8 protein-coding genes are annotated in these 11,169 nt (G+C 72.7%); 2 read left to right on the forward strand and 6 right to left on the reverse strand.

Going from position 1 to position 11,169, the window contains the following annotated elements; genetic code table 11:
* Positions 1-202 precede the first annotated feature (202 nt).
* Positions 203-556: a TraR/DksA family transcriptional regulator gene (locus tag ACPXCB_RS14705; protein ID WP_425875708.1), complete on the forward strand. Its 354-nt coding sequence runs from the start codon at positions 203-205 to the stop codon at positions 554-556.
* Between the two features lie 124 nt (positions 557-680).
* On the opposite strand, the gene ACPXCB_RS14710 is transcribed toward ACPXCB_RS14705, so the two are convergent.
* Both ACPXCB_RS14710 and ACPXCB_RS14715 read right to left on the reverse strand, forming a co-directional pair.
* Positions 681-953 (reverse strand): GlsB/YeaQ/YmgE family stress response membrane protein, encoded by a 273-nt coding sequence (locus ACPXCB_RS14710; protein ID WP_425875710.1) that lies wholly within the window; start codon positions 951-953, stop codon positions 681-683.
* Positions 954-1,141: 188 nt separating this feature from the next.
* Positions 1,142-2,404 carry an NAD(P)/FAD-dependent oxidoreductase gene (locus tag ACPXCB_RS14715; RefSeq protein WP_425875712.1) on the reverse strand — a complete coding sequence of 421 codons (1,263 nt, stop codon included), beginning with the start codon at positions 2,402-2,404 and terminating at the stop codon, positions 1,142-1,144.
* A 135-nt stretch (positions 2,405-2,539) separates the two neighbouring features.
* Here ACPXCB_RS14715 and ACPXCB_RS14720 point away from each other — a divergent pair, with 135 nt between their 5' ends.
* Complete coding sequence (locus tag ACPXCB_RS14720) at positions 2,540-4,120, forward strand: helix-turn-helix domain-containing protein (protein ID WP_425875714.1); 1,581 nt, start codon at positions 2,540-2,542, stop codon at positions 4,118-4,120.
* A 4-nt stretch (positions 4,121-4,124) separates the two neighbouring features.
* Here ACPXCB_RS14720 and ACPXCB_RS14725 read toward each other — a convergent pair whose 3' ends face one another.
* The 4 genes from ACPXCB_RS14725 to ACPXCB_RS14740 all read right to left on the reverse strand — a co-directional run.
* Positions 4,125-5,063 (reverse strand): aminoglycoside phosphotransferase family protein, encoded by a 939-nt coding sequence (locus tag ACPXCB_RS14725; RefSeq protein WP_425875716.1) that lies wholly within the window; start codon positions 5,061-5,063, stop codon positions 4,125-4,127.
* Between the two features lie 37 nt (positions 5,064-5,100).
* Positions 5,101-7,305: an SF1B family DNA helicase RecD2 gene (gene recD2, locus ACPXCB_RS14730; protein ID WP_425875718.1), complete on the reverse strand. Its 2,205-nt coding sequence runs from the start codon at positions 7,303-7,305 to the stop codon at positions 5,101-5,103.
* 134 nt (positions 7,306-7,439) lie between these two features.
* The gene (locus tag ACPXCB_RS14735; protein WP_425875720.1) at positions 7,440-9,788 is read right to left on the reverse strand and encodes an AbfB domain-containing protein; all 2,349 of its coding nucleotides are present in this window, start codon (positions 9,786-9,788) and stop codon (positions 7,440-7,442) included.
* A gap of 129 nt (positions 9,789-9,917) precedes the next feature.
* A partial coding sequence (locus ACPXCB_RS14740) for a family 16 glycoside hydrolase (RefSeq protein WP_425875722.1) occupies positions 9,918-11,169 on the reverse strand: 1,252 nt, incomplete at its 5' end.

Consider the following 11,169-nt stretch of genomic DNA (forward strand, 5'->3'; position numbering starts at 1 on the left):
GCCTCGTCGTGCCGTCGGTCGCCCGCGTCCGCCGGGGCACCGTCGCGCCGATCGTCGCGCCGCCGATCCGGCGGGCGCCTCGTCAGCGCCGCCCGCCGCCACCCGTCCGAGATCCACAGGACCGGCACCGGCGGGCGGAGCGCATCAGCGCTCCGCCCTTTCTTTTCGTTCCGAGCAGGGAGAAGGACCGATCGTGTACGTCGTGAACAGGCAGGCCGAGCTGGGGGTGCTCCGGATCGTCCTGGAGGAGCAGTACGAGCGGCACAGCATCCAGTTGACGCTGCTGGACCGGCAGGCCCGACGGCTGCGCTCCGACGGCGCCGATCTCGAGGCGGCCTCCGCGTTGACCGCCGCCACGCGGCGGGCCCTGGGTGACATCGCCCGCGCACTGCACTACCTGGAACAGGGCCGCTACGGCACCTGTGGAGGGTGCGACCGCGACATCCCGATCGAGGAGCTGGCGCATCGCCCGTCGACCCGGCTCTGCGCCGCCTGCCAGCCGGAGCCTCGGCGGCGTACCGGCAGCGGCCGCAACGGTTGCGACTGCCGCCGGTAAGGCCGCCACCTGTCGTCGGCGCTCCATCAAGTAACACGGGCGGCGCGTTGGGTTCCCGGCGCCTCGGCGGACAGGACGGCGCCGGCCCGCCGCGAGGGCGGGCCGGCGCCGTGGGACGTGCGGGTCAGCGGATGCGTCGGCGGCCGTAGGCGCCGGCGGCGACGGCGACACCGATCGCGGCGAAGACGACCTGGAGGGCCAGCTCGATCCAGTCGATCCCCTTGGTGTCGTCGACGCCCAGGGCACCGGCGACGAGGGTGCCGAGGATCGCCGCCACCACACCGATGAGCAGCGTGAGCCAGATCGGGATGTTCTGCTTGCCCGGGACGACCAGGCGGCCCAACGCCCCGATGATCAGGCCGATGATGATGGCAGTGAAGAAACCGGTGACTTCCACGTGGAGCCGTCCTTCCGGGAGAGTTGTCGTCGAGCTGCGGTGTTGCCCCCGCCGGAAGGGCGGCGAAACCACTCCCGGTCACTTCCACAGCTTCTTCATACAACTGTCATGGAGCTGGGTACGAAACGTCATCGGCGTCATCCGACGCACGCCGCGCCGGCCGCTCCTCGACCCCGGGCGGTCGCCCGTCAGCGCAGCGGGTCGAACGGGCGCAGCTCGACGGGCTGCCCACCGCCGGTGATCTGCTCGGCGAGCAGCTCGCCGGTGAGCGGGCCGAGGGTGATGCCCCACATGCCGTGGCCGCCGGCGGCGAAGACGCGCGGCGACCTGGTCCGCCCGATCAGGGGCAGGCCGTCCGGGGTGCAGGGCCGCGAGCCGACCCACTCGTCGGTGCGGGTGTCCAGGTCGGCGCCCCGCAGCAGCGGGCGGGCGGCCTCGGCGATGGCCGAGACGCGGCGCCGGTCCAGCGGCGCCTCGGCGCTGCGGAACTCCATCATGCCGGCGACGCGCAGCCGGTCGCCCAGCGGCGTGCAGGCCACGCGCTGCGCGGGGAAGTAGACCGGGCCGGCCGGCAGGTGCTCGATGGCGACGCTGAAGCTGTAGCCGCGGCCGGCCTGCACGACGGTGCGGACGCCGAAGCGCCGGGCCAGCTGGCCGAGCCAGGTGCCGGTCGCCAGCACCACCGCGTCGTAGCGCTCGTCGGTGCCGGCGGAGGTCACCACCCGGACACCGGCCGCCTCGTCGCGGATGTCCAGGACGTCCACGTCGGCCCTGACCGCTCCGCCCCGCGCGCGGACCGAGTCGGCCAGGGCGTGCACGTACTGGCCCGGGTTGACGTAGCGCTGGTCGTGCAGGCGGATGGCGGCGCCGATCGTGTCCGACAGCGAGGGCTCCACCTCCCGTGCCTCGGCCCCGGTGAGGACGTCGAACTCGATCCCCTGGCCCGCGGAGTGGATGTGCGCCAGTTCGTCGAGCAGGACCGACCGTTCGGCCTCGGTCCGGTACGCGGCGAGGAACGACTTCGCCTCGTGCGTCGGCGCCGCGACCCCACCGGCGGTCAGCGCGTCGAACGCCTCCAGCGCCCGCCGGTTCATCGGGATGAGGGCCCGCATCGCGCGCTGCCACTTCGACGCCGTGCTGTGCCGCGCGAAGCCGGCCAGGAACCGCAGCAACCGGGCGTCCGCGCGCGGCGGCACGTAGACCGGCGAGGACGGGCTCAGCACGGCGCGCACCCCGTACCGCAGCACCGCCGGCTCCGGCAGGGGAGTGGTGATGCCGGGGGTGAGCCAGCCCGCGTTGCCCCACGACGCCCCCGCCGCGACCCCCGTACGGTCGAGCACGGTGACCCGGACCCCCCGCTCCTGCAGGAACCAGGCGGTGGCCAGCCCGACCATCCCCGCGCCGACGACGGCGACGTGCTGGGGGGCGGGCACTGACTCGACGGGGGACATGTCGTCTTCTCCTTCGGGCGCGACAGGGATCGCGGCCAATCCTGTCCCCACCGGGCCGGAAGGTCATTGTCCGTTCCGGCCAAGGATCGCCCAGGTCATTGGCCCTGCCGGACAAGATCGGGGCACAATCGCGGCATGCTCACCGTGGCTGGCGTGGTGGACGCGGCCGGCGCCGCGTTGCTCAAGGTCGTCGTCCCCGCCGACGAGGCGGAGGTACGCGACGTCACCCTCGCCGACGACGCCACGACCGGCCAGAGCGGTGACCTCGTCCTCGGCGCGGGCATCGCGACCCCGGAACAGGCCCTCGCCGTCGTCGCGCGCTGCCAGGAGGCCGGGGCGGCCGGCCTGGTGCTCAAGCCTCCGCTGGCCGCGCACCCCGACGTGACGTCGGCCGCCGCCGAACGGCGCCTGACCCTGGTCGAGCTTCAACGTCACGGCTCCTGGGCCCAGCTCGTCTGGCTGCTCCGCGGGATGATCGACCGGGCCGTCGCGCCCGGCTCGCCGGAGACCGGGGAGCCCGGCGTCTACGACGAGCTGTTCGCCCTCGCCGACGCGACCGCCGCCGTCGTCGACGCGCCGGTGACGATCGAGGACGCCCAGTCCCGGGTGCTCGCCTACTCGTCGCGCCAGGACCGCACCGACCCGGCGCGCGTGTCGACGATCGTCGGCCGTCGCGCCCCCGGCAACGTGATCGCCCACTTCCGTTCCCGTGGCGTCTTCCGCAAGCTCGCGACGGGCAGCGAGCTGATCTTCGTACCGCAGGGCCCGGACGGGACGTTGCCCCGCCTCGTCGTCCCGATCCGCGCCGGCGGCGAGCTGCTCGGCTCGATCTGGGCCGTCGTCGAGGGCCCGGTGCCGGAGGGGCGGCTGCGCGACCTCCAGGGCACGGCGTCCGTGCTGGCCCTGCACCTGCTCCGCCTGCGCGTGCAGGCCGACGTCGCGCGCCGGGTGTCGGCCGACCGCCTGCGGGCGGTCCTGCGGGCCCCCGGCGGGCTGGGTCGGGAGGAGCTGGCCCTGCCCGAGGGGCCGTGGCGGGTCGTCGCCCTCGGCGCGCACGGCGGGACGGGGGAGATGGTCGACAACCTCGCCCTGTGGGAGTCGATCACCCGCCGGCACGGCTGGCGCCAGCCGCTGCTCGCGGACGTCGGGGACGTCCTGTTCGCCGTCCTGGTGGACGAGGGCGCCGCGCCCGGTTCGCGGCGGTGGATGGAGAAGCTGATCCACGACGTCGCCGTGCAGGACCCGGGTCTGTACGCCGCGTCCGGCGGTGTCGCCCGGAACCTGGCGGACCTGCCGCGCTCGCGCGCCGAGGCGGCGGAGCTGCTCGCGTTGCGCGGTCCGACCGGGCAGCGGGGCCCGGTGCTGCGGTTCGAGGACCACTGGGCGGAGCTGGTCGTGCACCGGGTGGTCGGCGCCGTGCCGGGCATCGACCTGCTGGTGGGCGGCCCCCTGCCCGGCCTCGTGGCCCACGACCGGGAGCACGGCACCGACTACGTCGCCACCGTCGCCGCCTGGCTCGACCAGCAGGGCGACCCACAGCGGGCCGCCCGGCAGCTGCACGTGCACCCCAACACGCTCCGGTACCGGTTACGTCGCCTCACCGAGGTCGTCGCCGTGGACCTCGACTCGCCGCGCACGCGGCTGGCGTTGCAGATCCAGCTGGCGGCGCTGCGCCCCACACCGACCGCCGTAACCGGGGCGCGGCCGCGGGGCTGAGCCGTCACGGCACGTTCTCGGCGACGAGGGCCTCGGCGGTGGCGAGGAAGGACCGCGCCTGCGCGACGTCTCCGAGCTGCATGAGGAACAGGCCGGTGGAGACCCGCTCCAAGAAGCCCCACTGCCAGATGGCGGCCTCGTCGACGCCGGTGTGTCCGGCCAGGGGCCGACAGTACCGTCGCGCGGTGCCGCGGGCGTCGCCGGCCGACAGCTGCGCACACCAGTCGCGCAGCACGACGCCGAGGTCGTAGGCGCGGTCTCCGAGGAAGCCGTCCGGGTCGATGAAAACGAATCCGGACTCGGCCCCCGTCCGCGGCGTCGGCACCCGCAAGGCGTTGCCGGGGTGCGGGTCGCCGTGCACGACGACGTACCGCTGCGGGTCGGCGGCGGCGCAGCGCTGCTCGGCGAAATGCAGGGCCCGGGCGACGACACGCTCCGGGCAGGGCTGGCCGAGGCCCTCCCAGAGTCGGCCGACCAACTCGCTGAGCTGGCGGGCCTTGTCCAGCGTCGGGGCGGCGGTGAGCTCCGGCCACGGCGCCGTTCGCCAGGCCTGGCGCAGCGTGCGGCAGAGCACCTCGATGGTCTGTTCGACAGGTGTGCCCAGCTGGCTCAGGGACGGCCCGAGAGCCTCGATCAGCATCGCGTTCCGCTCGATGTTGTGCGCGAACAGCCGGGCGTACCCGTGGCCGCGCGCCTCGACCATGGTCGGCACCTGGCGGGTCAGGTCCGGATCGGGTAGGACCAGCTTGAGTACGGCGTCGCGACCGTCCGCCGTACGGGCCCGGGCGACGTACGCCGCGGTTCCGCCGGCCAGGGGAGCGCCGACGGTGATGTGCCACCGGCGTTCCAGCTCGGCGATCAGCGTTGGTAGCCGGGCGAGCCATCGCCGGCCCACGTCGCCGAGCTGGTGTGCCCGTCGTTCGACCAACGGCTGTACCTGCACGATCAAACTCCTCCTGCGGTTCGCCGGCAGCCAGTGCTCAGGCGAGGCGGTGGTCGAGGGCGGTGTGGCGACGCCCGGCCCCGACGGTACGGACGGCGGCGGCGAGGGCGCGGCGGGAACCGACCAGGACGACGAGCTTCTTGGCGCGGGTGACGGCGGTGTAGAGCAGGTTGCGTTGCAGCATCATCCAGGCGCTGGTGGTCAGCGGGATGACCACGGCGGGATACTCGGAGCCCTGCGAGCGGTGGATCGTCATGGCGTACGCGTGGGCCAGCTCGTCGAGTTCGTCGAAGTCGTAGTCGATGCTCTCGTCCTCGTCGGTGCGTACCGTCAGGGTCTGCTCGTCGGTGCTGAGAGCGGTGACGATGCCGACGGTGCCGTTGAAGACGCCGGCCTGGCCCTTGTCGTAGTTGTTGCGGATCTGGGTGACCTTGTCGCCGACGCGGAACACCCGTCCGCCCAGGCGGCGCTCGGGTTGCCCCTCGCATGCCGGGGTGAGCCGCTGCTGGAGCAGCGAGTTCAGGGCCGCCGCGCCGGCCGGGCCGCGGTGCATGGGGGTGAGGACCTGGACGTCGCGGCGCGGGTCGAGGCCGAAGCGGGCGGGGATCCGGGCGCAGGCGACGTCGACGGTCAGGGCGGCGGTGGCGTCGGTGTCGTCGCTGGCGAACAGGAAGAAGTCGCTGAGGCCCTGGAGCAGCGGCGGCCTGCCGGCGTTGATGCGGTGGGCGTTGGTGACGACCCCGGACTCCGCGGCCTGGCGGAAGACCTGCGTCAGGCGGACCCGGGGGACGGCCGGGGCGGCGAGCAGGTCCCGCAGGACCTCGCCGGCGCCGACGGAGGGGAGCTGGTCGACGTCGCCGACGAGCAGCAGGTGCGCGCCGGGCGGGACGGCCTTGACGAGCTTGTTGGCCAGGATGAGGTCGAGCATGGAGGCCTCGTCGACGACGAGCAGGTCGACGTCGAGGGGATTGTCCCGGTCGTGGCTGGCCTCCCCGCCGGGGCGCAGCTGCAACAGCCGGTGCACGGTGGCCGCCGGGTGCCCGGTCAGCTCCGACAGCCGCTTGGCGGCGCGGCCCGTCGGCGCGACGAGGGTGACCTTGGCCTTCTTCGCGGCGGCGAGTTCGACGATCGAGCGTACGGTGAAGCTCTTGCCGCAGCCGGGGCCACCGGTCAGCACGGCGACCCTGGAGGTGAGGGCGAGGCGGACGGCCTGTTCCTGCTCGGGGGCGAGGTCGGTGCCGGTGCGGGCCTTCAACCAGGCCAGCGCCCTGCCCCAGTCGACGCCGGTGAAGTGGGGCAGCCGGTCGGCGCGGTCGCGCAGCAGCCGCAGCAGGGATCCGGCGAGGGACTGCTCGGCGCGGTGGAACGGCACCAGGTAGACCGCCGCCGTCGGCTCGCCGTCCGGGCCGGGCAGCGTCTCGCGGACCACCCCCTCCTCGTTGACGAGCCCGTCCAGGCAGGCGGTGACGAGGTCGGCGGGCACGTCGAGGATCTTGGTGGCGTCGGCGACCAACTGACCGTCGGGCAGGTAGCAGTGCCCGTTGTCGGTGGCCTCGGACAGGGTGTACTGCAGGCCGGCCTTGACCCGCTGGGGGCTGTCGTGCGGGATCCCGACGGCCTGGGCGATGGTGTCGGCGGTCCTGAAGCCGATGCCCCACACGTCGGCCGCCAGCCGGTACGGCTCGTTGCGGACCACCGTGATGGAGGCGTCGCCGTACTGCTTGAAGATCCGGACGGCCAGGGAGGTGGACACGCCGACGCCCTGGAGGAAGACCATCACCTCCTTGATGGCCTTCTGCTCCTCCCACGCCGCGGTGATCTTCGCGGTGCGTTTCGGTCCCAGGCCGGGCACCTCGACCAGGCGGGCGGGCTCCTCCTCGATCACGCGGAGGGTGTCGAGGCCGAAGTGGGCGACGATCCGCTCGGCGAACACCGGACCGATGCCCTTGACCAGCCCGGAACCGAGGTAACGGCGGATGCCCTGGATCGTGGCCGGCAGGACGGTCGTGTACGAGTGCACCTCGAACTGCCGGCCGTACTGCGGGTGCGACGACCACCGCCCGGACAGGCGCAGGCTTTCCCCCGGCTGGGCTCCCAGCAGCGCACCGACCACCGTGAGCAGGTCGCTGCCGTGACCGGTGGCCACCCGGGCGACGGTGTAGCCGGTCTCCTCGTTGACGTAGGTCAACCGTTCGAGCACCGCGTCCAGGACGGCCGACGGCGGGCGGGTGGGGGCAGTCACCCGCCCATCCTGCCTCCCGCCGACGCGACGGCGCCCTCGGCCCGGCCACGTGCCCGGCCCGACCGGGATGCGGGCGGCGGTGCCCGGATCCACCGCCACCTGACCGACCTGGGCGCCGGCTCGCGGTCCGGTCCTCACGGCGCCCAGGGCGCGGCGACGTTCCAGGTGCTGTCCGCGCTCCAGAGGGTGGGCGTGTCGTACGCCGCGCCGCCGGCGCCGTTGCTGAGCCACACCTCCGAGTTGAAGTGGCGCAGGAACGAGCCCCGGAAGTTGTACGACTCCAGCGAGACCCCGCCGCCGGTCAGCCCGGTGCGGGCGCACCAGGTGGCGTCGGCGCGCATCAGCGCCGAGCCGTCGTTCGGCGAGTTGCGGACCCGGGACGCGGCGTGCCGGAGGTACTGCCCCGGGAAGTTGACCGACTCGAAGGAGTAGCAGTTGGCGTCGGCCAGCCCCGCCCGGATCGTGTAGGTGGCGTCGTTCTTCAGCAGCGCCGTGCTGCCCGAGTCGACGACCTCGGTGTAGGCGAGGCTGTCCTGGTGCCGCAGGTACCTCTGCGTGTGTCCGGGCGTGGTCACCTGCAACGACCGGCGCGTGTTCAGCGGCAGCGCGACCGGCTGGTTGTCGCCGAGCGACCTGGACGCGTCGATGAGCGCCTGGTTGGCCGCCCGGACCCGGGACTCGACCATCTTGACGATCCGGCGGTCGTAGGTGAGGAAGCCGTTCAGCTCGCCTTCGACGTCCGTGATCTCGGTGTAGACCGAGGCGCTGAGGCCCTTGCCGAGCATCAGGTTCCGGGTGCCCTGCACCAGCCCCACGTACCGGTCGGTGAGGGCGGTGGAGTTCGGCTGCCACTCGTAGGCGAAGAAGCTGCCGTTGGGGCTGTACTCGTGCCCCGGCGTCCGCAGGCCCAGGCCGCCGAACTCACCGAGTACGGCGACCCGGGAGGCCGACGGGCTCGGCGAGGCGGGGCCGAGGTACATGTGCCAGTCGTCGATGTCCCCGTTACCCGGGTCGCCGAGGGACTGGCAGCAGTTGTGGCCGCTGTGCACGTTCACCAGCCGGGTCGGGTCCTGGTTCTTCACGTTCTGGCCGACCCGCCGGGTGTCGGCGAGCGCGCGTTCGCCCCACCCCTCGTTGTAGACGGTGTAGGCGACCACTGAGGGGGAGCTGCGGTGTTCGTCGACGATCTCCCTCGCCTCGGCCTCGAACTGGGCCTGCTGGGCGTTGTCGGCGTCGACGTCCTGCGCGGTCATCGAGGGGACGTCCTGCCACACCAGCAGGCCGAGGCGGTCGGCGTGGTAGAACCACCGCTGCGGTTCGACCTTGATGTGCTTCCGGACCATGTTGAACCCGAGGTCCTTGTGTTTCTGCAGGTCGAAGGCGAGTGCCGCGTCGGTGGGGGCGGTGTGCAGCCCGTCCGGCCAGTATCCCTGGTCGAGGGTGCCGACCTGGAACACGAACTGGCCGTTGAGCTTCGGGCGCAGCACCCCGCCGACCATCCCGGTGGTGATCTCCCGCATGCCGAAGTAGTGCGTCGTCCGGTCCGTCTGAACGCCGCCCGCGTTGCGCAGCGTCACCCGTAGGCCGTAGAGGAACGGATCGTCCGGAGACCACCGGCGGGCGTTCGGCACCGGCACGCTGAAGTCGGTGAAACCGCCGGTGGCCGAGCCGACCAGCGTGCTCCCGTTCAGCGCCTCGGCCAGCACGCTGTGTCCGGTGACGTCGCCCCGGGTGGACACCCGCACCCGTAGCGTGTTGGTGGACAGGTTCGGATACACGTCGACGCCGCTGATCGACGCGGTCGGCACCGGCTCCAACCAGACGGTCTGCCAGATGCCGGAGCTGGGGGTGTAGAAGATCCCACCCGGGGTCCTGGTCTGCTTGCCGATCGGTGGCAGGCTGCCGTTCTGCCGGCTGTCCGTCGGATCCCACACCTTCACCACGATCTCGTTCGTGCCGCCGTCGAGATGTGGCGTGACGTCGAACGTGAAGGCGTCGTAGCCCCCGGTGTGCCCGCCGACCTGGGCGCCGTTGACCCACACGGTGCTCTGCCAGTCGACCGCCCCGAAGTGCAGCAGGGTCCGGCGGCCGGACCAGTCGGCCGGCACGGTGAAGGTGCGTCGGTAGAACAGGTAGTGGCGGTTGTCGTTCGCGGCGCGCCGCACGCCGGACAGGGCGCTCTCCACCGGGAAGGGCACGTTCACCCGCTCGGGGAGGTTCGTGCCGAACTGCGGGGCGTCGTCGGTGGCGGACTGACGCAGTTGCCACTCGCCGTTGAGGTTGAGCCAGTCGGGCCGGGTCATCTGCGGTCGGGGGTATTCCGGCAGGGGCGTGCCCGTGAGGGCCTGGCTGGTCCACGGCGTGGTCAGCGGGGGCGTCTTCGCGGGCGCCGCCCGGGCCGGGGACACCGGCGTGAGCAGGGCGGCCAGCAGGGTGAGGGCGGCCGCCAGCGGCAGGGTGCGGATGCGGGCGCGACGTGTCATGCCGTCTCCGATGTGGACGGGTCGGCGCGGGCGCGGTGCCCGTGCGACGGACGGGGGTTCTTCAGGCCTGCGCGGGATGAGGGCCGGGGCAGGGCGACCCGCGCGGGTCGCCCTGCCCCGGGCGTACGGTCAGCCCGTCGGCTCGACCCAGATGTTGCGGTAGTGGACGTTGAGCCCCGGGTCGCCGTGGTCCTGCAGCCGGATCGGCCCCACCGAGGGTCCCTCCGGGGCGCCGTTGCCGGTGGGCCCGTTGATCACCGCGTTGTCGTGGACGGTGACGCCGTTCCACACGACCGTGACCCGGGCGTTCTCCGTCTTGACCCCGGCGCTGTCGAAGCGGGCCGCCCGGAAGGTGACGTCGTAGGTCTGCCACGTCTCCGGTGCGCTGGCCGCGTTGACCGATGGCGCGATCTTGCCGTAGATGGCGCCGCCCTCGTCGTTGGCCGGGGTGGTGTCGCCGAAGGAGTCCAGGACCTGGAGCTCGTAGCGGTCCTGGAGGTAGATCCCGCTGTTGGCGCGGGCCTGGCCGGTGACGTCCGGCGGGAGGTTGGGCAGCCAGAACTCGACGTGCAGCCGGAAGTCACCGAAAGCGCGCCGGCTGCGGATGTCGCCGCCGAGGACCTCCACGCCGCCCTTGGCCAGCGGCCACGTGGCCGGGGTGCCGTTGGTGCTCTCGAAGTTGTCGAGGTGGGACCCGTCGAGGAGCGTGACGCGGCCGGTGTCGCCTGCGGGGCCGTGGGCCTCGAACTCGTAGATCCGGGCCGCGTTGTCGGAGGTGCTGGTGGCCTTGGTGACGTTGAGTCGCAGGTATCTGGCCTGGGTGGGGGAGATGTCGTGGGTGGTGGTGTTGGCCGTGTTGGCGGTGACGTTTGTCGTGGTCGTCCAGGAGGTGCCGTTGGTGCTGGTCTGGATGGTGAAGTCGCGGGTGTTCCAGGCGGTGTTCTCGCCGCCGGCGCCCGCGTGGCGTACGACGAAGCGGTTCACGCTGCGGGTGGTGCCCAGGTCGACCTGCAGCCACTTGGTGGTGCCCGTCGAACACCACTTGTCACTGTTCCCGCCGGACACGCTGCCGTTCACGGCCCTGGCCGGGCCCTCGGTGGCCGAGCAGGAACTGTCGGCCGTCGCCGCCCTGCCCAGCGCGAGGTTCCCGGTCGCGGTCTGCCCGCCGTAGGCCTCGAACTCGTAGATCCGGGCCGCGTTGTCGGAGGTGCTGGTGGCCTTGGTGACATTGAGTCGGACGTATCTGGCCTGGGTGGGGGAGATGTCGTGGGTGGTGGTGTTGGCCGTGTTGGCGGTGATGTTCGTCGTGGTCGTCCAGGAGGTGCCGTTGGTGCTGGTCTGGATGGTGAAGTCGCGGGTGTTCCAGGCGGTGTTCTCGCCG

Origin of the sequence: Micromonospora sp. DT62 (assembly GCF_049847285.1) — a bacterium.
GTDB lineage: Bacteria > Actinomycetota > Actinomycetes > Mycobacteriales > Micromonosporaceae > Micromonospora > Micromonospora reichwaldensis.

Excerpts from the sequence above, each read along its gene's own strand:
- ACPXCB_RS14715 (WP_425875712.1), bottom strand. The coding sequence starts at position 2,404 with ATGTCCCCCGTCGAGTCAGTGCCCGCCCCCCAGCACGTCGCCGTCGTC.
- ACPXCB_RS14720 (WP_425875714.1), top strand. The coding sequence starts at position 2,540 with ATGCTCACCGTGGCTGGCGTGGTGGACGCGGCCGGCGCCGCGTTGCTC.
- ACPXCB_RS14735 (WP_425875720.1), bottom strand. The coding sequence starts at position 9,788 with ATGACACGTCGCGCCCGCATCCGCACCCTGCCGCTGGCGGCCGCCCTC.